Source organism: Hominilimicola fabiformis, assembly GCF_020687385.1.
In the GTDB taxonomy this organism is placed as follows: Bacteria; Bacillota; Clostridia; order UBA1381; family UBA1381; genus Hominilimicola; species Hominilimicola fabiformis.
On record NZ_JAJEQM010000003.1, the window covers coordinates 60,164 to 84,161 of the forward strand.

A 23,998-nucleotide genomic window follows, 5' to 3' on the forward strand; every position below is an offset into this window, starting at 1 on the left:
GTTTATTTAGAATAATGATTTTATACCTATTATAATAAGAATAATTCCGCCGAGTATTTCTGCTTTGTCGCCAAGTTTCTCACCTGCTTTTGTACCGACAAATAATGCGATAAGACTTAGAACGAATGTAGTTACCGCAATAATCGGTGCGGACTGCCATATGTTTGCACTGTTTGCGGCAAATGAAACACCTACGGCGAATGCGTCAATGCTTGTTGCAACTGCTTGAACAAGTAATATCCAAAGCGTGAGCTTTTTCGGCTCGGTCTCTTCGTCTTTGGCAAGACCCTCACGAATCATATTAATACCGATTATACCGAGAATAAGCAGTGAAATCGGTCCTGACCATTTTTCAATAAACGATGCGAAAAGACTTCCGAGAAAGAACCCTAAAATCGGCATTATTCCCTGAAAAAGCCCGAACATAATCGGCATTGAAAGTTTTCTCAGCCATGTCATATTCGTATAGACCATTGAACTTGCGACACAGACCGCAAAAGCGTCCATACTTAGTGCTATACCGATAAGCACTATTTCTGAAATTGACATTATGTATTCCCCCATAATTTAGCTTTGAATTTATATTATACTATATATTCTGCCTTTAATCAAGGCAATATTCAACAAAAAACGCAAAAGTGGTATAAAAAAAGCCGAATAAATCTAATTAATCGGCTTTTTTATGTTTTTGTAATTTTTAGTTTGTACGAATAACAACGGTCTGTGTATCTCCGTCCCAGTCAACGTCAAAGCCTACCATATCGGCAATGTCACGGATTTTGAAGTAAGTATTTCCGTTGATGTTGTAAGAAAGAACTTCTTTTTCTTCGCCGTCCACATAAACAGGGGCGGTGTTTTGGTCAACATTAAGTGCGGCTGAATGGTCGCTGTTAAGCTCGCCGCCGACTATTGTGTATTTAACTCCCGTTGAAATTGCGATAGCACTCAAATTTTCGTCCCACGCAACGTCAAAACGTGCGTTTGTTGTACGAAGTACCATTGCAATATCACGAATTTTATAATAGTTTGAGTCGTTTACGGAATAACCCGATACTTCAACGTCTACACCGTTTACGGATAGTTTTGCATTTGAATTTGTTGCGGTAAGAGTGTTGATACCCTCGTATCTGTCAACGAAATCCTTGATTTTTGCTCTGTTCGGATAACCGTTTGTCAAAAAGTCGTTGCCGTACATATCAACGTAAGGAACGGTTTGATATGAGCTTACATATGATTTAAGTATTTTTTCTGTTGAGAAAGTCTGACCGTCAAACATAAGTTTGTAGAAGTTGATAACCGAAGAATAGCGCGGTACTTCACGACCGACAAATATGTATCTTCCACCGTCTTGGTATACGGTGATGTCTGAAAGGCAAGTACCGATAATGTTGTTAGGAACGTCAATATTTGAAATTGTATTGCCTTTCATAGTGAACGCGGCTGAAATACCTCCGTCCATACCGTCACGCATAACGAATGCCTCCGGTATACCGTTTCTGTCAAGATCGGTAAGAACTACTTGATTGTATGACGGATCTGAGGACATAATTTTCATAAGACGTGTAACGAACGCCTCACGCCAACTCTCTGCCGCAAATGTACTTGTTACGCAAAGCGTAAACATCATAGCAGTGGCAATTATCGCCGAAATAATCTTTTTCATTTTATTTTTCCTTTCATAATAAAAAGTGTTCGAGTTCTTTTTAAATATCTGTATTATACTAAAATTTTTTAGTGTTGTCAAATCTGACACTATTTTTACGAATATCGCTTGAATATTTGACTGTAATTTATTATACTAAAAGAAAAAGATAACTAAAAACAGAGAGAAGAAGATTATATGAAGTACAGAGAAATGGCGGGAGAGAAAATATCGGTATTGGGATTCGGTTGTATGAGATTTCCGACAACGTCAAAAAATGCGGAAGACATTGATGCCGAAAAATCAGCAAAAATGCTTGTATACGCTATTGAAAACGGTGTGAACTATTTTGATACAGCGTATGTTTATCACGGCGGAAAAAGTGAAAGTTTTATAGGCGGAGTTTTAAAGCCGTATCGTGACAAAATACATATTGCCACGAAATGTCCTATATGGGAAGTGAAGTGTGAGGAGGATTTCGACCGTTTGCTTAACGAACAGCTTGAAAGACTTCAAACCGATTATATTGATTTTTACCTTATGCATGCACTTGATAAGGACAGATTTAAGAATGTTGTCGAAAAATTCAATCTTATAGACAAGCTCAACAAGGCGAAAGCCGACGGCAAAATCCGTCATATCGGTTTTTCGTTCCATGATGACGTTGAAACATTAAAAAAGATTATTGACGCAAACCCTAATTGGGAGTTTTGTCAGATACAGCTTAACTATATTAACGTAAAATATCAGGCTGGTCTTGAGGGGCTTGAATATGCACATAAAAAAGGACTTGACGTGGTTATAATGGAACCGCTTTTGGGCGGTAAACTTGCGAACCCGTCACCGCAGGTCGCAAAAATGCTGTCTGACGAAAAGACGCCTGTTGAGTGGGCAATGGATTTCCTGTGGAACAGAGAAGAAGTATCACTTCTTTTGAGCGGTATGGGTGCAATGGAACAGGTGCAGTCAAATATAGACTATGCGGATAAAGCGGAAGTGGGTATGCTGACGGAAGAAAATCTTGATATGCTTGCAAAGACAAAAGAGGTATTTGACAAAATGGCACTTGTACCGTGTACAAAATGTGCGTACTGTATGCCTTGTCCGTTCGGACTTGACATACCTAAAACATTTGAGGCGTACAATGCAACCGCTTCACTCGGTACAGACAGAGCAAAGGCAATTTATGCAGAACTTAACAAGGGTGCGGACCAATGTAAGAAATGCAAAAAATGCGAAAAAGTCTGTCCGCAGAGTATTAAAATCAGTCACACAATGACCGAAATTGCAAAAATATTTGCGAAATAATTATAAAGGCTGTCTGATAAATTTCAGACAGCCTCAGCGTGTAGACAAAAGTGTCTACACGCTGGCAGAGGTCGAGAAAATAGTTCGGATTTTGCGAAAATGAACTCGTCGGCGTACGTTTGTACGTTAGAGTTTATTTTCGCAAAAAGTGCACAGGCAAGCCGTATATCGAAGATAGGCTTGCCTGTTGCTTTTTATAGCTATAAATTAAACTTTAAAATATAAAAATAATATATTGCACGTTCCGGACAATTTGTCGACAGTCTGAGGCTGTCTGATAAATTTCAGACAGCCTTTTCTTGTATGGAATTTATTATGCGATATTGACTTATACGACGGTAATGTAGTATAATCGTTTTTGTAATGAAAAAAACAGGAGGATTGTTCTTTTGGTATTTTCAAGTTTAATGTTTATGTGCATATTTTTGCCGATAGTGCTGATTGCATATAATTTATCGAAAAATCTTACATATAAAAATACAGTACTGATTATCGCCTCACTTTTTTTCTACGCGTGGGGGGAGCCGATATGGGTAGTGCTTTTGATATTCAGTGCGTTTGTGGATTATATAAACGGACGTATAATTGATAAATACTATGCGAGGGCAGGTGCAACGATTGCGCTTGTTTCGTCACTTGTGATAAATTTAGGCTTGCTTGCAATGTTTAAATATTCGGGATTTTTTATTGAAAACATCAACACGTTTTTACACACGTCAATCCCTAATCCGAATTTCAAACTGCCTATCGGAATATCGTTTTACACATTTCAAACGTTGTCGTATACGATAGATATGTACAGAGGAAAAACGCGGGTGCAAAAATCGTTTTTGGGATTTTTGGCATACGTTTCAATGTTTCCGCAGCTTGTCGCAGGACCTATTGTGCGGTACAGTACGGTTGCGAGCGAACTGAACAGCAGACGTGTTACGGCTGATGATTTTGCATACGGCGTAAAAAGATTTACCGCAGGTATGTGCAAAAAAGTAATGCTTGCAAACAGTTCGGGTGCGGTTGCGTCAATGGTGCTTGACAGTACAAGACTTACGGTTGCGTCATCATGGCTCGGAATAATAATGTATACATTTCAGATTTATTTCGATTTTTCTGGTTACAGTGATATGGCGATAGGCTTGGGAAGAATGTTGGGTTTTCACTTTGGTGAAAACTTTGAATATCCGTACATTTCAAGAAGTATAACCGAATTTTGGAGAAGGTGGCACATATCGCTGTCAACATTTTTCAGAGATTACGTCTATATACCGCTCGGCGGTAACAGATACCACGCAATACGAAATATATTCATAGTATGGCTTTTAACCGGACTTTGGCACGGAGCAAGCTGGAATTTTATATTTTGGGGATTGTTTTACGGTGTACTTTTGTTTATTGAAAAAACACTGTTTAAAAAGAAACTTCAAAAAATTCCCGCTCCCATCTGCTATATATACACTATGTTCTTTGTAATACTTGGTTGGGCACTGTTCTATTTTACGGACTTAAACGCACTTTGGACATTCATAAAGAGTGCATTCGGCGTGGGTACGGCATTGTACGACTTGACGGCGGTGTCAACATTCTGTACGAATGCATGGCTTATTGCGGTTTGCGTAATAGCGTCAACTCCGATACCGACAATTATACACAAGAATTTCTGCAAAAAATCAAAGGTATTTGCGGCAATATCGGAGCCGGTTTTGGTTATTGTCGGACTTGGAGTGTGCTTTGTTCTGCTTGTGGGACAAACATATAATCCGTTTTTGTATTTCAGATTTTAAGGAAAGGTGACGAATATGAGAAATAAGCTTACAATCGGTGCATTTCTTCTTATGCTGACAGCTTTTATCGTTGTACTCGCACTTCCGGCGGACGAGGAAAGTATAAAATCTGAAAACAGAGTGATGGCAACAATTCCGCCTGTAAATAAGGAAACAGTGTTTTCGGGTGAATTTGAAACAGGTTTTGAAAGCTTTATCGGAGATAATATCGCTCATCGTTCACAAATTACCGATTTTTCAAAAACGTTGGACGAAAAAAGAGGATTTGTACCGAAAACAGGTAAAATTATTTCCACAAATAAAGATATAGGAACGGGTACAACTCAAAAGCAAACTCTTCTTGTTGCGGATAACACTATTATGGAGATGTTTATAAGAAACGATAAAACAGAGCAGGAATATGCCGACGCGATAAATCGCTATGCCGAAAAACTTCCTGAAAATATAAAACTTTTCAGTATGGTAATTCCGACACAGCTTGAATTTAAAGAACCTATATATAAGAATTTGCAGGACAGTCAAAAGGATACGATAGACAGTATTTATTCAAAGCTTGACAGCAGGGTGGGTACTGTTGACGCATACGGTTTGCTGTCCGAACATTCAAATGAGTACACATATTTCAGAACCGACCACCACTGGACGCAACTCGGCGCGTATTACGGTTACAGTGCGTTTATGAATAAAGAGGGCGGACAAGCGGTAAATAAAGATGATTACGAAACAGGTAAGATACAAGGCGTACTCGGTTATTTTTATGACAGAGTAAGTTCAGATGTGGCGACAGAACCCGACACGATTGAATGGTACGACATTGACTATGATAAGCATATCAAAACAACAATGTATGCAACCGACGAAAAAGGCGAAATGTATTCGTACAACGGTGTGATGTACGACAGAAGTAAAGCGAATTATAACTTTTTCTTCGGCAGTGACCATCCGATTGTCGAAATGACGAATGAGAAAAATCCTGACGGTAAAACGTTGGTTGTGCTTAAAGATTCGTATACAAACGTACTTGCACCATGGCTTATAGAAAGCTATAAAAATGTAATTCTTGTCGATCCGAGAATTTTTGACGGCGATTTTCAGATGATTTTGGATAAGTATTCACCTGATGAGGTGCTTGTTGTGAATTATATTTTCACGACTGTTTTTTCGGATTATTGTAATTTGCTTGAAAATTTGTACAATTAACAAAGAAGCGGTTTCTTTTTTATAAAGAATTACCGCTTTTTTCTTTACAATAACAATTCGTTATGATATAATTCTAGTATTGAGAAAAAACAAAAAGGAGAGAATGAAATGGGTAAGACTAAAGGCGGTTTCACACTTCCGGGTGAAAGCGGTTATGAAAAGCTAACACTTGAAATGGCTGAAAAATGGGGTGCAGACGTAATCAGAGATTCTGACGGTACGGAATTGTCACCTGAAATTATAAATGCGGGTTACGGAATTTATTCTACAATTTGTATTATTCGTGACCATAACGAGTGGGCAAAGCAAAACACAGATAAATTACAGCAGTCATTCCTTATGACAAATCCTGTTGTTGCGGAAAGCGACAGTGTTAAGATTGACCTTATGAAGGACTTCTTTAACGAACAGTTCAAGATTAACGAGTCTGACGAATCAAAGGCATATTGGCAGGTATTCGACAGAACTACAAATGAAGAAGTTAAGGATTGGACATATGAAAACGGCGTTGTTACGGTAAATGGTGTAACACCTTGGCATAAGTACACAGTAAACTTCCTTGCATACAGAATTTGGGAAGAAATTTCAATGTACAATCATACAACAAATAATTGGGACAAGGAACATCTAATGCAGATTGATCCGAGATACCCTGAAACACAGCAATATATGCTTGATTGGATGAAGAACTGGTGCGAAACACACCCTGCAACAACAGTTGTTCGTTTCACATCAATGTTCTATAACTTCGTATGGATTTGGGGTTCAAACGAGAGAAACAGAGATTTATTCTCAGATTGGGCGTCATATGACTTTACGGTTTCTCCGCTTGCTCTAAAGGAATTTGAAAAGAAGTACGGTTATGCACTTACTTCAGAGGACTTCATCAATAAGGGCGAACTTCACGCTACACATATGACTTGTGACAAGAAAAAGCTTGATTGGATGGAATTCATCAATGATTTTGTTGTTGACTTCGGTAAAAAGCTTGTTGACCTTGTACATACATACGGTAAAAAGGCTTATGTATTCTATGATGACAGCTGGGTAGGTGTTGAGCCTTGGGGCAAAAGATTTAAGGACTTCGGCTTTGACGGCCTTATCAAGTGCGTATTCAACGGCTTTGAGGCAAGACTTTGTGCAGGCGTTGACGTAGTTGAAACTCACGAAATCAGACTTCACCCATATTTGTTCCCTGTAGGTCTTGGCGGTGCTCCTACATTTATGGAGGGCGGTAATCCTACACTTGAAGCAAAGGGATATTGGAAGAACGTAAGACGTGCACTTCTTCGTGCACCTATCGACAGAATCGGTCTTGGCGGTTACCTTTCATTGACATTGCCGTTCCCTGATTTCAACGACTATATCGAAAAGATTGCAGACGAATTCAGAGAAATAAAGGAATTCCATAAGGCAGGTAAGCCATACGTTTTAAAACCGAGAGTTGCCGTTCTTACATTCTGGGGCAGTCTGCGTTCATGGACTTGTGCAGGTCACTATCACGAACACCCTGAACTTGATCTTATAAATATTATCGAGGCTCTTTCAGGTATGCCGTTTGACGTTGAGTTTATCAGCTTTGACGACCTAAAGAATAAGGGACTTGACAATTACGACGTTGTTATTAATGCCGGATTTGCAGGAAGCGCATGGTCAGGCGGAGAACAATGGAAAGACGAAAAGGTTGTTTCACTTCTTACAGAGTGGGTAAACAACGGCGGTGCATTCATCGGTGTAAACGAACCGTCTGCAACAGATGGTTACGATACATTCTTCCGTATGTCACACGTTCTTGGCGTAAGCGAAGATACAGGTGCAAGAATTTGTCACGGTAAGTATTCGTTTGACGTTGAAAACAACGGTGCGGTTGTAGACGGCACGGTTCTTGCAGGTAAAAACAAGGTTTATCTTGTTGACGGCGAAACAAAGGTGCTTGCAGCTGACGGAGATATGCCGACAGTTACAACTCATAAGTTCGGTAAAGGTACCGGTGTTTATATGTCAAGCTTTAAGCATGGCGAAGTTAATAACAGAACACTTCTTAACCTTATTCTTACTGCCGCAGGCGAAAGCACAGACCAAAAGTATTTGACAGATAACGTAAATACAGAGTGCTGCTATTATCCTGAAGGCAAACAGCTTGTTGTTATCAATAATGCGGATACAGAACAAACTGCAACAGTTAAGACTGACGCAGGTGATAAGACTGTAACACTTAGTGCATTTGATACACAGATAGTACAGCTGTAATAAAATAAAGACTAACTGTAATAAAATAAAGACTAACGAGCTGTTAGAAATTAACAGCTCGTTTTGTATATTGAGGTGTATTTAATGGATAAAAATAATCAGCTTGAAACCGCACCGATAGGAAAACTTGTGTTTAAGCTTGCGATACCGACTGTTATGGCACAGCTTGTAAACTTGCTTTATAACATAGTTGACAGAATTTATGTCGGACGAATACCGGAGATAGGCTCACTTTCGCTTGCAGGCTTGGGTGTTACGTTTCCTATAATATTGCTTGTTTCGGCATTTGCAATGCTTGCAGGTATGGGCGGTGCGTCAAGAGCGGCGGTAAGCATGGGAGAAAAAGACAACGACAAAGCAGAGAAAATACTCGGCAACTGTACAATGCTGCTTATAATATTTTCGGTAGTGCTGGCGGTTGTGTTTATGCTTACGAAAAATCAGATATTGATGAAATTCGGCGCAAGTGAGGCAACTTTGCCGTATGCGTCGGATTATATAAGCATATATCTTGTCGGTACGATATTTGTACAGATTGCGTTGGGACTGAATTTGTTTATAACAAATCAAGGCTTTGCAAAAACAAGTATGATGACCGTTTGCATAGGTGCGGTGCTGAATATTGTGCTTGACCCGATTTTTATATATGTGTTCGGAATGGGCGTAAAGGGTGCGGCGCTTGCAACGATAATTTCGCAAGGTGTATCGTGTTTGTGGGTGCTGAAATTTTTGACGGGTAAAAAGACCATTTTGAAAATCAGACTTAAAAATCTTGTTTTGGACGGAAAAATCGTTACTTCGGTTTTGTCGCTCGGTGTGTCACCGTTTATAATGCAGGCAACGGAATGTTTAATTCAGCTTACATTCAACAACGGTATGCTTAAATACGGAAATGACCTGTATGTTGCACTGATGTCGATACTGTTCAGCTTGACACAGCTTATATGGATGCCGCTTAACGGTTTTTCGCAAGGCGCACAGCCTGTTATCGGATATAATTACGGTGCAAAGCGTTTTGACAGAGTGAAAAAAGCGTTTAAACTTCAATTTACGGTAAGTATATGTTTCTCTCTTTTTGCGGTTGCGCTTGTCGAAGTGTTCCCAACGGCGTTTTTGAAGATGTTCACAAATGACCAAGAGCTTATAGATATAGGTATAAACTCAACTCGTCTTTTCCTTGCAGGTATGTCTGTGATGGGTGCACAGTGTGCGTGTCAGCAGACGTTTTTGGCATTGGGCGAGGCGAAAATATCAATGTTTCTTGCGTGCCTTAGAAAAATTATACTTCTGTTTCCGCTGGCACTTATACTTCCGAATATCGCAAATATGGGAGTGTGGGGATTGCTTTTGGCGGAGCCGGTAAGTGATGTCGTTGCGGCAAGCTGTACAACGATAATGTTTACAATAAGAAGCAGAAAAATATTAAAACAATAAAAAGGAGTGTGCTGTATGAAAAAGATATTAATGGTTATAGCGGCGGTTGCTGTTTTACAGACTGTGGCATATGCACAAAGCGTTGATTTCAGCGGTGACGTTACGGGCGGTAAAAGCGTTGAAGTAACTAATCTTGAAAACGGATATTATGACCTTACGGCAGTATGTAAAAATACTTCGGAGGAGGGTGTGTCGTATTTGTACGGAGTGTCGGACGGATACACTGCGGCAAGTACGGTTTTACCTGTTTCGGCTGACGGTGTTAAGGTTACCGTAAGAGGAATTGAAGTTGAAAACGGTAAATGCACAATCGGCGTTGGTACTGACGGAAACGGAGTGATTGAAGTATCGGACGTTGACCTTGTTAAGACGGACAAGCAAAACGGCTTTATACAAGGAGGCGATATGACGGAAGTTGATTATATCGAAAGCCTTGGCGGTGAATATAAAGACAGTGACGGAAAAAAGGTTGACCCGTTTGAATTTTTGTCACAGAACGGTATGAATATGGCGAGAATACGTCTTAGCAATACGCCGGGCAAGGGTACAGGTGACGGCGTGTATTATCTTCCGAGCGGTTTTCAGGATGAGGAGGATTGTCTGAAGCTTGCCAAACGTGCAAAGGACGCAGGTATGGGAATACAGTTCACGTTTAATTATTCCGATTATTGGTCGAACGGCTCAAGACAGATTATTCCGTCCGAATGGGTTAAGCAGATCAAAGACGAGCTTGGCTATGACGTTAAGAATGCGGACTTTCTAAACTCAATGACAAGTGAACAAAGAGAGGAAATTCAAGATAAACTTGCGGAAATAGTATACAACTATACATATGATATTATGTCAAAGTTAAAGGCACAGGGGACTGTTCCGGAATATGTTTCGCTTGGCAATGAAATTCGCGGCGGAATGTTGTTTCCGTTCGGCAATACATATGATGCAAGTATGAACAGAGATAGATTTGAACTTGTGTTCGGTGACGATAAAAACGCAGATGAAGATATAAAATGCCCAAAAGATTGGGAAGGTCTTGTTAAGTTTATCAATGCAGGATATGACGCGGTAAAGGCGGTGTCGGAGGACTCAAAGGTTATAATTCACCTTGACGACGGTTCAAAGTCAAACAAATTCACATATTTCTTTGATGAACTTGACAAACTCGGTGCAAAGTATGACGTAATCGGTGCGTCATATTATCCTGCTTGGACGGACAACAATGCGGAAACCTGTAAGGAATTTTGTAATGAAATTTCAAAGAAGTACGACAAAGACATTATGATTATGGAAACAGGTTTTAATTGGAACGAAACAAGAAAAGACGGTTATGCGGGACAGTTAAAGGATTCAGATGTGTATAAGGACATTTATCCGCCGACAATGACAGGACATAAAAATTTTATGGCAGAACTTTTCAACGAATTAAAAAGCGTTGACGATAACAGATGTCTGGGCGTGCTTTATTGGGACCCTTGTATGATTCACGTTGAAGATAAAGATAATAAAAATGCGTCTTTGTCGGGTTGGGCTGTAAAGGAAAGTGACGATAAGACAGACGTTAACGTTGTCGAAAACACAACACTTTTCGATTTTGACGGAAAAGCTATTCCGTCGGTTGACGTATATAAACATTCTTCAAGCAGTAAGGAAGAAGTCAATATCCAAACTACAAGTGATGAAAAGAATGTCAAAACACGAATTGAAAACAATACCGACAGTACGAAAAAGGTAAGTGTTATTGTAATCGGTTATGACGAAAACAATGTCATAAACGGTGTACAAAACGTGTCAAAAGAAGTAAACGCAAATACGGCAGAGATCGTTTCGGTAAATCTGCTGCAAGGTAAATGTGCGGTTTATGTGTGGAACGGCAGCCGATTAATTAAAAAATAAACAACAACACTCAAAAAGGACGTTTTTAAAACGTCCTTTTTGTTTTGTATAAAAAGACGGCTTTTTTATATAAAAAACGTAATTTGATTGACATATTGCATAAAAAATGATAGTATTTATATTGCATAGTAACAAATTAAGGTAAAAAGAGGGGGTAAAGCTGTTTAATGAAAAAGGGTAAAAAGTTAAAAGAGAGAGATAAAAAAGGCTTTAAATACTATCTGAAAAGGGACTGGCAGTTGTATGTACTGTTGTTCTTTCCGTTGGCATTTGCGATAGTCTTTAAGTTTTTACCGCTTTTGGGGTTGTCGGTAGCGTTTCTTAATTATGACGTTGTCGGCGGTTTTGAGAGGGCGAAATTCATAGGTTTTGACGCGTTTAAGGAAATCTTCAAAATGAAAGATTTTTACATAGCACTTCGTAATACTATCGTGCTTAACGGTCTTGATCTTATAATCGGTTTTCCGGCTCCGATAATTTTGGCGATATTATTAAATGAAATACGCAACAAGTATTTCAAGCGTATCAGCCAAACGGTTTTATATTTACCGCATTTTCTTTCGTGGGTAATTATTGCAGGTATATTCTATCAGCTTTTGTCACCGTCTACGGGATTTGTGAACGTACTTATAATGCGTCACGGCGGTGAAAGCATACCGTTCCTGACGGAAAAATGGCATTGGCTTGTGTCGTACTGTTTAATCGGCGTATGGCAGAGTATGGGTTGGGGTACGATTATATATCTTGCCGCAATCACAGGTATTAACGCTGACCTTTACGAAGCGGCAACGGTTGACGGTGCAGGCAGATGGAGAAAAATATGGAATATAACACTTCCTTGTATTCGTTCGACGATCGTTGTAATGCTGATAATGAGTTTGGGAAGAATTTTGGGTATATCGTTTGAACGTCCGTATACATTGGATAATCCGCTTGTAAGAGATTTCTCGGACGTTATTTCGACATTCGTTTATCGTGTCGGCTTGCAGTCGCACAGATATAACATCGCAACGGCGGTTGGTTTGTTCCAGTCGGTGGTAGGACTTATCTTCGTATTTGCATCGGATAAGTTTGCAAAACTTATGGGAGAGGACGGTATAATATAATGAAAAGAAAAGCTACTGATGTTTTGGCAGATGTGTTTATATATGTGTTTATGGCTGTACTTTCGCTTTTGTGTCTTATACCGTTTATACACGTTCTTTCGGTTTCAATCAGCGGTAACGGTGCGGTAATGTCAAATCAAGTGTTCCTTATTCCTAAGGACGTCAATCTTGACGCATATAAGACGGTTTTCGGTGATGCGACAATGATGCGTTCATTGTGGTTTACGGTGTTTGTGACGGTTGCGTTTACGGCACTCGGTATGTTCCTTACAATATGCGGTGCGTTTGCACTGTCAAGAAAACGTCTGAAGGGCAGAAAAGTTATAGGTGTAATATTTCTTATAACAATGTACTTCACTGCCGGAACAATTCCCGATTACATACTTATGAGCCAGTTGCACCTTATAAATACGGCGGCGGTTTTGATACTTCCGCTTGCATTTTCGGCATATAATCTGATAATACTTCGTACATTTATGCAAAACAGTGTACCGCAAAGCTTGGAGGAGGCTGCTGCGATTGACGGCTGTAACGACTTTATTGTACTGGTTAGAATTGTATTGCCGTTGTCGGTGCCTGTTTTGGCGACACTTGCACTGTTCTATGCGGTAGGTCGTTGGAATACATTCCAAGACGCACTTTACTTTATAACAAAGTCACCGCTTAAACCGTTGCAGTTAAAGTTGTATGAGCTTGTTAATGCGGCAGGTTCAAATTCATCGGTTTCGCAGGAAGTCGCAGGGGAGAGTATGCAGGCTGAGGAAGTTTTGAAATCGGCTTGTATTATGTTTGCAACTATTCCTATCGTAATTGTTTATCCTTTTATACAAAAGTATTTTGTTAAAGGTGTTATGATAGGTGCAGTAAAAGAATAATGAAAAAACATATTTAAAAAGAGAGGGGAAAAGAAAAATGAATTTAAAGAAAGTATTGTGTGCTGCATTAAGCACAGTGACTGCGGTATCTTTGCTTGCGTCATGCGGCGGTAAGGGTAAAATGCAGATGGATAAAGCGGAGCTTACAGGCCCGAAAGCCTATGATGAGCAAATTGAGCTTAAAATACCTGTATATGACAGAGGTATGCAGGGACAGGCAGATGTAGACAATAACTATTGGACGGATTATGTTCAAAAGAATTTCGGTGACAAGTACAATATCAAAATGACATTTGTACCTGTTACGCGTAAGGAAGATGTAACGGTATTTAATGAATTGCTTGCGGCAGGCGAAGAACCAGATATTCTTTTCAGCTATGACTATCCGACAATGATTTCATATTATTCAAGAGGAGCGTTCCAGCCGATTGATGAGGACGTGTTAAAGACATACGCACCGACATTCTATGAAAAGACAAAGGATTTGGAGGAATATACAAAGGTTGACGACCAAAGATATTTCCTTGCGGCAACTCGTCCGTTGGCTTATAACTGGGTAACCCTTATCCGTACAGACTGGCTTGAAAAAGCAGGACTTTCAATGCCGACAAATCAAGAGGAATATGTAAATGCACTAAAGAAGTTTAAGGAATTAAAGCTTGGCGGCGAAAATACAATCCCTGCAACGGAGAGCCTTTACAACGCATATTTCCCGAACTATGAATACAGAGAATATCCGCTTTCGGAAGAAGATAACGCGATGTATTCGGATATTACCGTTGCATCGCTTACATATGACGCAACAAAGCAGAAGTTAAAGTATATGAATCAGCTTTATAACGACGGACTTATCAGTCCTGAATGGTACCTTGACAAGGACGGTAACCAAAAGCAAGCTGATTTTGTATCGGGTAAAGCAGGTGTGTTCGGTTTCTATTTGTCACAAAATCCTCCTGTACTTCAAACATTATTGCAAAATTGCCCTGACGCAAAAGTTGCAGTGCTTGACGCAGGTGCAGGTTATCCGGAGGGCACAAAGCCTGCCGGCAGAGCAGATTGGCCGTTTGGTATGGTAAGCGGTATCAGTGTTGACTGTGAACACCCTGAGGCAGTGCTAATGTATTTTGAGTGGCTTGCACAAGATGAAAACTTGTTCGTAATGCAAAACGGTATCGAAAACGTTACATATAAAGTTGAGGACGAAATTCCTGTACTTATTGACGATTACACAGGTGAAGAAAGATTGAACTACAATTCAAATAAAGATATGTGGTGCCTTGTAACAGAGGGTAAGGACTACGGCAGTGACGAGAAAAACCTTGCCGTACAAAAGAAAACATACGCACCGGCGGGATTTGAGGACTTAATTCAACAGTCATATGACGGTTATCAAAAGACTAAGGAATATAAGTATACAGATTTCTTGTTCGACAGAGCAATCGACAGCCTTTCACAGTATGCCGAAACTTTAAAGAGTAAGTGGGAAGTTATTCAGGTTGATTTGATTAACTGTAAGCCTGAAGAATTTGACGCGAAGTATGAGGCTGCTTGCAAGGAATACCTTGACGCAGGTTATCAAGCTGTTCTTGACGAAAAAGAACAGGCTTATGCCGATATGAAAAAATAAAAACCAAAAGGGATAATCGTTAAGATTATCCCTTCAGCGTGTAGACAAAAGTGTCTACACGCTGGCAGAGGTCGAGAAATTAGTGTGGATTTTGCGAAAATGAACTCGTCGGCGTACGTTTGTACGTTAGCGTTTATTTTCACAAAAAGTGCACAGGCAAGCCGTATATCGAAGATAGGCTTGCCTGTTGTTTTTATAGCTATAAATTAAACTTTAAAATATAAAAATAATATATTGCACGTTCCGGACAATTTGTCGACAGCCTGAAGGGATAATCGTTAAGATTATCCCTTTTTAGTTGGTAAAATAATTGACAGTACAGAACTTAAATGATAGAATAATGTTATAAATTTATTAAAGAAAATAGGGAGAAATAATGAATAAGAAAACTGTTTCAAAAGTAAATTTGTTTTTTGGCGGACTTGTTTCGAGAATGGAAGAAAACAAAGATTTTTTTAATGATATTACTATTAATTTAAAGTCGGGAACTAAGAATTTCCCTGCAAAAATATTGTATACGGACGATATAACTCTTGATTATCAAGCGGTTAAACGCAATGTGGAAAAAGACGGTTTGTGGGATATAATCGCGGAAGAATTGCTTAAATATGACGAGGCGCAGATAATTTACAGCGAACGCGGTGCGAAGATTGTAATTGACGCAAACGATAAAAAAGTCAATATGCGTCACGAGGATGTTACGAAAGAGATAAATAAGACGAGCGTTGTGCAGACGGGCAGAGAGTATGTCGTAAATCCCGCACTTGCGAAAGATTTGCTTGAAGAAATAGGCATACTTGCCAAGAACGGCAAGATTAAAAATGATAAAATCCGTAAGTATAATCAGATAGATTATTTTGTTGAATTAATGCAGGGTGTACTTAAAGAAATCGGTGACAGGGACGAATATGTTATTTTTGACGCGGCTTGCGGTAAAAGTTATTTGTCGTTCGTTATGAATTTCTATTTGAAAGAAATACTTAAAAAGAAGTGTCATTTTATCGGTGTTGATTATTCCGAAACGGTAATTGAAGCGTCAAAGCGAATGGCTAAAAATCTCGGATACAACAATATGGAGTTCATCAAAGCCGACCTTACGGAGTATACACCGCCTATAAGACCCGATATAGTCGTGTCGCTCCACGCTTGCGATACCGCAACGGATATGGCACTTGCACTTGGTATAAGAGCAAAGTCGAGAGCGATTGTGTCTGTTCCTTGTTGTCATAAGGATATTTTGAAGCAATATTCGTATGAACCTTTTGAGGCGATAACAAAGCACGGCATTTTAAAAGCCAGACTTGCCGATACATTGACGGACGGACTTCGTGCGGCATATCTTGAAAGTGTCGGATATAAGGTTAGTATGATTGAGTATATATCACCGCTTGAAACGCCTAAAAATATTATGATTCGTGCGGTGTATACAGGCAAGAAAAACGAAAAGTCAAAACAGGATTTTGAAAATCTGAAAGAAATGCTGAATGTTAAACCTGCTATTGAAAGATTTTGTCGAAAGGGTGAAATATAATGAATTTTGAAGAAAAAACAGTGTCAAGCGAAGAAATTTATGACGGTAAAATCATAAAGGTGCGTAAGGAAAAAGTCGAACTTCCCGACGGACGTTTGGCAACGCGTGAACTTATCGGTCACCCGGGCGGTGTCGGAATTATTGCGGTTGACGGGGATGGTAAGGTGTTTATGGTTACGCAGTACAGAATTGCCGCTAAGTCGGAAATGCTTGAAATCCCGGCCGGCAAAATGGAGTACGGCGAAGATCCTTTGGAATGTGGTGCAAGGGAGCTTATTGAGGAAACGGGATACAAGGCGGAGGAATTTACACATCTCGGCGAATATTACGCAACACCGGGATATTGTGAAGAAAAACTTAATATTTTTCTTGCAAGAAAACTTACTTTTGTTGGTCAAAACCTTGACGACGGCGAATTTTTGAATGTGTCAAAATACAGCCTTGACGAACTTTATCAAATGGTAATGGATAATAAAATTTACGACGCAAAAACCGCTGTTGCAATACTTAAAGCAAAAGCAATATTGGGATAAATTATTGACAATTTATCTAACCTCTGAAAGACTGCTTTGGCAGTCTTTTTTTAATATGTATTGACAAACTACATATATAGTGATAAGATATACATAGTAATTCTGTGTATACAAAGAGGAGAGTTGCAAAATGAAAATCAATAAAGAACTTATGAAAGGCAGTACATCAATATTGATATTGACTCTTTTAAAAAGTGAAGATATGTACGGCTATCAAATCACGCAGGAACTGGAAAGGCGTTCGGACAGCACATTTGAAATGAAAGAGGGGACTTTATATCCTATGTTGCACGCACTTGAAAAGGAAGGTGCGGTTGAGTCGTATTGGTACGATACAGATGAGGGACGCAGGCGAAAGTATTATAAACTTACTGATACAGGCAAAGAAATGCTTGAAAGCAAGCAAAAAGAATGGAATGTGTTTAAGAAAGCTATGAACAGTATTATAGGAGAAGAATGTTATGAGTGACAGAATCAATGACTTTCTTGACAAAATATGTGCAAGTGTGAAGTATAGAACAATGCACAGCGAAATACGTGAGGAATTTAAAAATCATATAGATGAAGCGGTGTTTGAATTTGAAAAATTCAGCAGAGGTCACGAAGCGGCGGTGAATATGTCGCTTTCAAAATTGGGTAATGCAACGGAAATAGGCGAAGAATTAAACCGTCAGTATCGTATGCCGTTTGACAACAAATTCGGTCTTGCAATATGGTCGGGTATTGTGACGTTAATCGTTTATACGGCATATCCGCTTATATATAAAATTCAAAACAGAACGATAAATTTAAGAGGTTATGAAGCTGCCACTGTTATTATGCTGATTGTATTGCTTGGTTTGGTGAATTTCTTCTACTTAAGACGAGGACGGCTGAAAATATCGGTGCGTGACTGGTTACATATAATGATAGGCTTTTTAAGCGGCTGGGTGATTTCAATGGTGTTACTGTTATCAACGTCGTGTATATCTAAATATGGGTATTACTTGTATTGTACCGATGTGAAAATACCGTTTGCACCGCTTTATGTACCATTTTTGCCTAAAGACCACTTGGTGTTCGGTGTAGAATTTTTCTGCTGGTGGTTTTGCTTTATGGTGTATATGATAGCCGTAAAAAGTCGAAGAAAAATAAAACCGTTTTCGGTGTTTACAAAGTTTAGCTGGGCAAGTGAGGGTATATTTTTTGAAGAAACAAAAGAACTGATAGACGGTCGGGACAAAAATAAACAGAATTATTAGGAGGGAATTTTATGAAAAAGAGAATTATATCAATTTTATTGGCTCTGTCAATGACAGTGAGTGCAGGTGCTGCGGTGCTTGCCGCACCGTCGGACATACCGCTTGAACAGAGGGCTATGGCGGTAGATACGATAAAAGCGGACAAGGCTATTGAAGCATTTGAAAGTGATTTGAAGAAATCGAACAATTATGACAAGGTGTTTGAAGATTATAAATCATTGATGGATTTGTCGGTGGAAATATCGGACATTATGAACTTAAATTGGGCGGAAACCGAAAAGCTTAATTACGGTATGAATACAACATCTACGAGGGACGAGCTTGATAAAAATTACAACGAATGCAGTGAATACAGAGAAAAGATTGATGAGCTGGTAAAGTCAATTCTTGAAAGTAAATATGCTGATGAATTTAAAAAGTATTGGGGCGATGACAAAACCGAAAAAGTCCAAAATATGAGCGGCATAGCAGATATGGCGGCGAAAGAGTTTAATGACAGATATTATGAGCTTCTAAATAAAAATGCGGACGGCAAGGAGTTTGCAAGTCTGCTTAAAGAAGTGATTGCACATAATAAGAACGATGAAGAATTAGATGAAGAAACTGCTGAAAGATTACATAAAATAATCAACTATTGCAATAGTATTTCTGATTATGGGTATTATGTGAATAAATTCAACAATTACGGGGCACATCTTGGATTGACGGAGCTTAAAGGCGAAAATAATATTGAAAATCCGATTGAAAAACTTGTGTTTGTAGGTGAGATTAATGAGCGTTTGAAAAAAGCATATGACTATATGGTTAAAAACAATTTGTGCTTTTATGATGATAACGGAAAAGATATGGCAGGAGCTACATTCCAATTAATCGGAAGTGAAGATTCCGAAATTGTGGCATTTGGCGACAATGATGTTATGAGAACGCTTATACACGAATTCGGACATTATCAAAATTTTTTCGGGAAAGAAGTAGACAGTGAAGATTATTATTTCGGAACAGCTCATAGTTCGCCGATAGTTGAATTTGATTCGCAGATGTTTGAACTTATTGCAACTGATTATTATGATGAAATATACGGAGATAATGCAGGTGCAATGAAGTTTGATACTCTTGTATCTTGTTTTCAAATAGTCACGAGTGCAACAATGGCATACTTTGAAAATTCGTTATATAATGATAATGTACTTAAAATGAGCGACGAAGATTTGGACAAGGCGCTTACAAATCAGTTCGGTGAGGAATGGTATAAAACGTGCCAATTTTGTTTTACAAATCCGGGTACTTACTTAGGATATTCGCTGACTATGTTTAATGCGATACAGGTATATGATATTTTCTTAAAGGACAAGCAAGCGGGTATAGACAAATATTTTGAGGCTTGTGCTTGTGAGGGTGATACATACGAGGAAGTAACCGAAAAACTCGGACTTGTCAGTGCGTTTGATGACAATGCCGCCGAATATTTAAAGAGCATTACAAATGATATTTTCAAAACAGAATATGGCATTGATTATGATACGGCACTTGATTATTTTGAAAACGGTACATATTTGGGAAAGGTTTTTCCTACCGAACAAAAAGTATCTGTAAATGGCGGAGAAGCTCAAAAATTGATTGCGTATAACAGAGGCGGATTTAACTATATAAAAATTCGTGACCTTGCAAGACTGTTAAACGGTACAAGCAGTCAATTTGATGTGGAATATGATGAAACTGTTGGTAAAATCAACATTGTAACTGGTAAGCCGTATACGGCTAACGAAAATGATACAGATGAAATTGCGGAGGTTAAAACCGCCGGACAAAAAGCCGCCGGAACATATTCACTTTGTCGTAACGGTGAAAATGTGCGTTTCGGAGGAATGATTTTTGTGAACGGTTATAACTGTTTCTTGCTTAGAGGACTTGCTGAAAACAAGGTGCTTGGGATTAATGTTGACTATGACGAAGAAAAGAACACCGTTTTAATATACACCGAATAATAAAACCAAAACAACTGATTTTTAATTGACAAGCAACAAAGGATAATGATATAATAAACTAATAAGAAAAGTTTTTAAGGAGAGTAGTAAAATGGGTTATTATTTTGATGACAGTCAAAGCATTAACGCTTACGAGGGCACTGACCCGCAGGCGATAATTTCATCGCTTGCATACAGATATATGGGACAAAATCTAAAGCACGGACTTTATTATCGTGCATACACAAACAATGGTATCGTTCGTACAACTGATTACAGATACCTTGTTGATTTTAACAAGATTTTCCCTGACAGCAAGGACAAGGAATGTGTATGGGCATTCACAAAGTTCTATTCAGCCGGTAAATCTTCATTCGGTTGGGATATAAACTGTTTCGGACCTATGGTTGTATATGTAAACGGCGAAGTTGCATATAAGTCTGATATTTTCAAAGAGAGATATTCTGAAACTTCAACGCGTGTATTTATGGATGTTGAAGAAGGTTGGAACGACATCAGAATTCAGTTCAAAAAGACAAAGGCGGGCTTTGGCGGTCAGTTCGGTACATGGATCGGTAAGTGGGATATGTACACACTTATGCCGACAAAGGAACGTGACGGTCAAGAGGGCTTTGTATTTACAGAACTTGTTCCGGACGATTATGTGCCTGAATTTGAAATCGGTATGAGCGAAAAGGACTTTGACAAAAAGCTTTATCCTGTAATAAACTGGTCTGACGACGAAATGAAAAAGGGTCAGCTGACTCGTATGTTCGGTACACCTAACGGTCAATACGCAGTAGGTTACACAAAGGTATTTGCTGACGATATTAACAACACAACACACAAGTTTACTCTTGATACAAAGGGTGAAACGGTTGTGTATATAAATAAGAAAGAAGTGTTCAAGACAAAAGGCGGCAAAGAAACTTTTGACGCTACACTTCCTCTTGGCACATATGACGTATATGTAAAGTGCATTTGCGATGGCAACGACTGGGGGTACACACTTGAATGTGACACTGTTGAATTTGAAAGTGCGGCAAGAGTTAAGGGTACAGATGACGTATGGATGTATATCGGTACATTCGTAAACGATTTTGAATTTCCGTTTGACACTGCGTCTGATATGCTTCACATTGTAGGTGAGCCTGCTACATATTGGAGATTGGACGCACCTGATACGTTTGTAAGACCGTATAACGAAAATACACTGTTCGGTCGTTGGAACTACCCATTGGGTGTTACAATGTACGGACTTCTTCATACAGCCATTGCAATCGGATCGGAAGATATAAAGAATTACATAAAAGACCATGTTCAATTATGTATTGATACGCTTGAATATGCACTTTGGGATAAAGAGCAGTACGGCGGTGCGACAAGTATACACAACTTGCTTACAAGTATCGACAGCCTTGACGACTGCGGTTCGTTTGCGTCAATGATGCTTGAAGTAAACAAGTATCTTGGACTTCGTGACGTAAAGAAAGTTGCCGATTATGTCGGTGATTATATTTACAACCACCAGTCAAGACTTGAGGACGGTACATTCTTCCGTAAGGAAATGATGCACCACTTCCATAATATGACTATGTGGGCGGATGATTTATATATGTCAGTTCCGTTCCTTGTAAGATATTCACAGTTTACAGGCGACCAAAAGTATCTTGACGATGCGGCAAATCAGTTCTTCGGCTTTAAGAAACGTTTGTTTATGCCGGAAGAAAAGATTATGTCACACGTTTATGACTTTAAATATGATTCAAAGACAAATGTTCCTTGGGGACGCGGTAACGGTTGGGTAGTGTTCTCAATGACAGAATTGCTTGAAGTCCTTCCTGAGGACCATCCAAAGAGAAACGACCTTATTGATTTCCTTAACACTTTGTGCGAGGGTTATCTTGCATTGCAGGACGATGAGGGAATGTGGCACCAGGTACTTAACGACCACGAATCATATCCTGAAACATCTTGTACATCAATGTTTATATATGCGTTCTCAAGAGGTATTCGTTTCGGCTGGCTAAAGAATCCTGAAAAGTACGTTAAGGCTATATACAAGGCTTGGAAAGGTATTTCTAAGACAAGTGTTGACTCAAACGGTAACGTATACGGCGTATGTCGCGGAAGTGAGTTCTCGTTTATTGCCGACTACTATAAGTATGAACTTGGCTGGAACTTAAACGATACACACGGTACAGGTATTGTTATGCTTGCGGGTATCGAAGTTATCAGACTTAACAAATTCTTAGCCGAATAAAACTTTTAGTCATAATTAACAAATAAAAATGACGGACTAAAATCCGTCATTTTTTTATCGTTAAATTGAACAAAAAACCACTGATTTTTTTATGGACTTTTAAACGGTTGAAGTGTTATTATAAGTAATACCGTTTTAAATATATTTATGCGAAAACATAATTTGAGTGGTGAATTTATACAAAACCACAAAAAAAATTAATAATTTTTGCAGTTTATTCACAAAATCTATTGCAAAAGTTAATAAAATAAGCTATAATATATTTATCAGTTTTTAGTCTTTGTGCAATTTGCGGATACTTGCCCGGTTTCTGCTGATTTCAATTGACTTGAAACAACAACAGTAAACTTTTTTAGGGAGGGTCTACTATGGCTAAAGCTCAGAAAGTCGTGCTTTCACCTGAGGAGAAAGCAGAGGCGAAACAAAAAAGATGGGCACAAATAAAGAGAGATAAGTGGATGTACTTATTATTATTGCCCGGTTTTTTGTATTTTATAATCTTTAAGATTGTTCCGATGTGGGGTATTCTTATTTCTTTCAAAGATTACTACGCAGGAATTCCGTTCTTCGGTTCAAACTTCTTTAACGGTTGGATTGGTTTTGATAACTTCAAGAACTTCTTTACAGACTCAAGTTTCTTGCAACTGTTGAGAAACACTCTAATCATTTCGGGAATGAACATTATATTCTTCTTCCCGTTGCCGATTGTTTTGGCACTGTTACTTAATGAAATCAAAGTACAATGGTATAAGAAAGTTCTTCAAACACTTGTTTATGTACCTCACTTTGTATCAATGGTTGTCATCGCATCTATCACATTCATGCTTGTTAAGACTCCGTCAATGGAGGGTATGAGCGGTGGTGCGCTTTATGAAATCGTAAAGTCAATGACAGGTAAAAACCTAAATGCACTTGGAAGTCCTATCGCAATTTATTGGGTACTTCTTATCCAAAACATTTGGAAGGAAACAGGTTGGGGCACAATCATCTTCCTTGCAGCTTTGGCAGGTGTTGACGTAGAACAATACGAGGCAGCTATCGTTGACGGTGCTAGCCGTTTCCAACAGCTTATATACATAACATTGCCGGCAATCATGGGCACAGTTGTTACAATGTTTATCTTGCGTATGGGTAGCGTTCTTGATACAGGTTTTGAGCAAATCATCCTTATGCAGAATGACCTAAACAGAATCACATCAGAAACATTCGATACATACGTTTATCAAATAGGTAGAGTACAGGGTAACTACGGTTATTCAACTGCCGTAAGTTTGTTTAAATCTGTAATCAGTATCATATGTATTCAGACAGCTAACCGTCTTGCTAAGAAGGCCGGTCAGGATGGTCTATTCTAAT

The 23,998-nt window shown here is 38.9% G+C and carries 18 protein-coding genes; 16 read left to right on the plus strand and 2 right to left on the minus strand.

Annotation, left to right across the window (positions count from 1 at the left end):
* Positions 1 to 6: 6 nt before the first annotated feature.
* Both LKE05_RS03025 and LKE05_RS03030 read right to left on the minus strand, forming a co-directional pair.
* Positions 7 to 549 (minus strand): manganese efflux pump MntP, encoded by a 543-nt coding sequence (locus LKE05_RS03025; protein WP_022230971.1) that lies wholly within the window; start codon positions 547 to 549, stop codon positions 7 to 9.
* A 148-nt stretch (positions 550 to 697) separates the two neighbouring features.
* A complete protein-coding gene (locus LKE05_RS03030) occupies positions 698 to 1,663 on the minus strand; it encodes a stalk domain-containing protein (RefSeq protein WP_308455888.1) in 966 nt (321 codons plus the stop codon).
* Between the two features lie 177 nt (positions 1,664 to 1,840).
* Here LKE05_RS03030 and LKE05_RS03035 point away from each other — a divergent pair, with 177 nt between their 5' ends.
* From LKE05_RS03035 to LKE05_RS03110, 16 genes are all read left to right on the plus strand, one after another.
* A complete protein-coding gene (locus tag LKE05_RS03035) occupies positions 1,841 to 2,950 on the plus strand; it encodes an aldo/keto reductase (protein ID WP_308455889.1) in 1,110 nt (369 codons plus the stop codon).
* A gap of 389 nt (positions 2,951 to 3,339) precedes the next feature.
* Positions 3,340 to 4,728, plus strand: coding sequence for an MBOAT family O-acyltransferase (locus LKE05_RS03040; protein ID WP_308455890.1), 1,389 nt, complete (start codon positions 3,340 to 3,342; stop codon positions 4,726 to 4,728).
* A 15-nt stretch (positions 4,729 to 4,743) separates the two neighbouring features.
* A complete protein-coding gene (locus LKE05_RS03045; RefSeq protein WP_308455891.1) occupies positions 4,744 to 5,928 on the plus strand; it encodes a DHHW family protein in 1,185 nt (394 codons plus the stop codon).
* A gap of 108 nt (positions 5,929 to 6,036) precedes the next feature.
* Complete coding sequence (gene gnpA / locus LKE05_RS03050; RefSeq protein ID WP_308455892.1) at positions 6,037 to 8,178, plus strand: 1,3-beta-galactosyl-N-acetylhexosamine phosphorylase; 2,142 nt, start codon at positions 6,037 to 6,039, stop codon at positions 8,176 to 8,178.
* An 84-nt stretch (positions 8,179 to 8,262) separates the two neighbouring features.
* Positions 8,263 to 9,612, plus strand: coding sequence for an MATE family efflux transporter (locus LKE05_RS03055; RefSeq protein WP_308455893.1), 1,350 nt, complete (start codon positions 8,263 to 8,265; stop codon positions 9,610 to 9,612).
* A gap of 15 nt (positions 9,613 to 9,627) precedes the next feature.
* Positions 9,628 to 11,502, plus strand: a complete 1,875-nt coding sequence (locus tag LKE05_RS03060; protein WP_308455894.1) for a glycoside hydrolase family 53 protein — start codon at positions 9,628 to 9,630, stop codon at positions 11,500 to 11,502.
* Between the two features lie 167 nt (positions 11,503 to 11,669).
* Positions 11,670 to 12,608 carry an ABC transporter permease gene (locus LKE05_RS03065; RefSeq protein ID WP_022230979.1) on the plus strand — a complete coding sequence of 313 codons (939 nt, stop codon included), beginning with the start codon at positions 11,670 to 11,672 and terminating at the stop codon, positions 12,606 to 12,608.
* Positions 12,608 to 13,483 carry a carbohydrate ABC transporter permease gene (locus LKE05_RS03070; protein ID WP_308455895.1) on the plus strand — a complete coding sequence of 292 codons (876 nt, stop codon included), beginning with the start codon at positions 12,608 to 12,610 and terminating at the stop codon, positions 13,481 to 13,483. The genes LKE05_RS03065 and LKE05_RS03070 overlap by 1 nt, the downstream gene beginning before the upstream one ends.
* Positions 13,484 to 13,520: 37 nt before the next feature.
* Positions 13,521 to 15,110 (plus strand): type 2 periplasmic-binding domain-containing protein, encoded by a 1,590-nt coding sequence (locus LKE05_RS03075; RefSeq protein ID WP_308455896.1) that lies wholly within the window; start codon positions 13,521 to 13,523, stop codon positions 15,108 to 15,110.
* 376 nt (positions 15,111 to 15,486) lie between these two features.
* Positions 15,487 to 16,641, plus strand: a complete 1,155-nt coding sequence (locus LKE05_RS03080; protein WP_147513921.1) for a class I SAM-dependent methyltransferase — start codon at positions 15,487 to 15,489, stop codon at positions 16,639 to 16,641.
* Positions 16,641 to 17,174: an NUDIX domain-containing protein gene (locus LKE05_RS03085; RefSeq protein ID WP_308455897.1), complete on the plus strand. Its 534-nt coding sequence runs from the start codon at positions 16,641 to 16,643 to the stop codon at positions 17,172 to 17,174. The genes LKE05_RS03080 and LKE05_RS03085 overlap by 1 nt, the downstream gene beginning before the upstream one ends.
* 130 nt (positions 17,175 to 17,304) lie before the next feature.
* Positions 17,305 to 17,643: a PadR family transcriptional regulator gene (locus LKE05_RS03090; protein WP_117965315.1), complete on the plus strand. Its 339-nt coding sequence runs from the start codon at positions 17,305 to 17,307 to the stop codon at positions 17,641 to 17,643.
* Positions 17,636 to 18,415: a hypothetical protein gene (locus tag LKE05_RS03095; RefSeq protein ID WP_308455898.1), complete on the plus strand. Its 780-nt coding sequence runs from the start codon at positions 17,636 to 17,638 to the stop codon at positions 18,413 to 18,415. Before LKE05_RS03090 ends, LKE05_RS03095 begins: the two co-directional genes overlap by 8 nt.
* 11 nt (positions 18,416 to 18,426) lie before the next feature.
* Complete coding sequence (locus LKE05_RS03100; RefSeq protein WP_022230988.1) at positions 18,427 to 20,400, plus strand: gluzincin family metallopeptidase; 1,974 nt, start codon at positions 18,427 to 18,429, stop codon at positions 20,398 to 20,400.
* Between the two features lie 91 nt (positions 20,401 to 20,491).
* Complete coding sequence (locus LKE05_RS03105) at positions 20,492 to 22,642, plus strand: glycoside hydrolase family 88/105 protein (protein WP_308455899.1); 2,151 nt, start codon at positions 20,492 to 20,494, stop codon at positions 22,640 to 22,642.
* A 368-nt stretch (positions 22,643 to 23,010) separates the two neighbouring features.
* The gene (locus LKE05_RS03110) at positions 23,011 to 23,997 is read left to right on the plus strand and encodes an ABC transporter permease (protein ID WP_022230990.1); all 987 of its coding nucleotides are present in this window, start codon (positions 23,011 to 23,013) and stop codon (positions 23,995 to 23,997) included.
* The last annotated feature ends 1 nt before the right edge of the window (position 23,998 follow it).

Coding starts and splice junctions, on each gene's coding strand:
- LKE05_RS03025 (WP_022230971.1), bottom strand. CDS start 549: ATGTCAATTTCAGAAATAGTGCTTATCGGTATAGCACTAAGTATGGAC.
- LKE05_RS03030 (WP_308455888.1), bottom strand. CDS start 1,663: ATGAAAAAGATTATTTCGGCGATAATTGCCACTGCTATGATGTTTACG.
- LKE05_RS03035 (WP_308455889.1), top strand. CDS start 1,841: ATGAAGTACAGAGAAATGGCGGGAGAGAAAATATCGGTATTGGGATTC.
- LKE05_RS03045 (WP_308455891.1), top strand. CDS start 4,744: ATGAGAAATAAGCTTACAATCGGTGCATTTCTTCTTATGCTGACAGCT.
- gnpA (WP_308455892.1), top strand. CDS start 6,037: ATGGGTAAGACTAAAGGCGGTTTCACACTTCCGGGTGAAAGCGGTTAT.
- LKE05_RS03055 (WP_308455893.1), top strand. CDS start 8,263: ATGGATAAAAATAATCAGCTTGAAACCGCACCGATAGGAAAACTTGTG.
- LKE05_RS03060 (WP_308455894.1), top strand. CDS start 9,628: ATGAAAAAGATATTAATGGTTATAGCGGCGGTTGCTGTTTTACAGACT.
- LKE05_RS03065 (WP_022230979.1), top strand. CDS start 11,670: ATGAAAAAGGGTAAAAAGTTAAAAGAGAGAGATAAAAAAGGCTTTAAA.
- LKE05_RS03070 (WP_308455895.1), top strand. CDS start 12,608: ATGAAAAGAAAAGCTACTGATGTTTTGGCAGATGTGTTTATATATGTG.
- LKE05_RS03075 (WP_308455896.1), top strand. CDS start 13,521: ATGAATTTAAAGAAAGTATTGTGTGCTGCATTAAGCACAGTGACTGCG.
- LKE05_RS03080 (WP_147513921.1), top strand. CDS start 15,487: ATGAATAAGAAAACTGTTTCAAAAGTAAATTTGTTTTTTGGCGGACTT.
- LKE05_RS03085 (WP_308455897.1), top strand. CDS start 16,641: ATGAATTTTGAAGAAAAAACAGTGTCAAGCGAAGAAATTTATGACGGT.
- LKE05_RS03090 (WP_117965315.1), top strand. CDS start 17,305: ATGAAAATCAATAAAGAACTTATGAAAGGCAGTACATCAATATTGATA.
- LKE05_RS03095 (WP_308455898.1), top strand. CDS start 17,636: ATGAGTGACAGAATCAATGACTTTCTTGACAAAATATGTGCAAGTGTG.
- LKE05_RS03100 (WP_022230988.1), top strand. CDS start 18,427: ATGAAAAAGAGAATTATATCAATTTTATTGGCTCTGTCAATGACAGTG.
- LKE05_RS03105 (WP_308455899.1), top strand. CDS start 20,492: ATGGGTTATTATTTTGATGACAGTCAAAGCATTAACGCTTACGAGGGC.
- LKE05_RS03110 (WP_022230990.1), top strand. CDS start 23,011: ATGGCTAAAGCTCAGAAAGTCGTGCTTTCACCTGAGGAGAAAGCAGAG.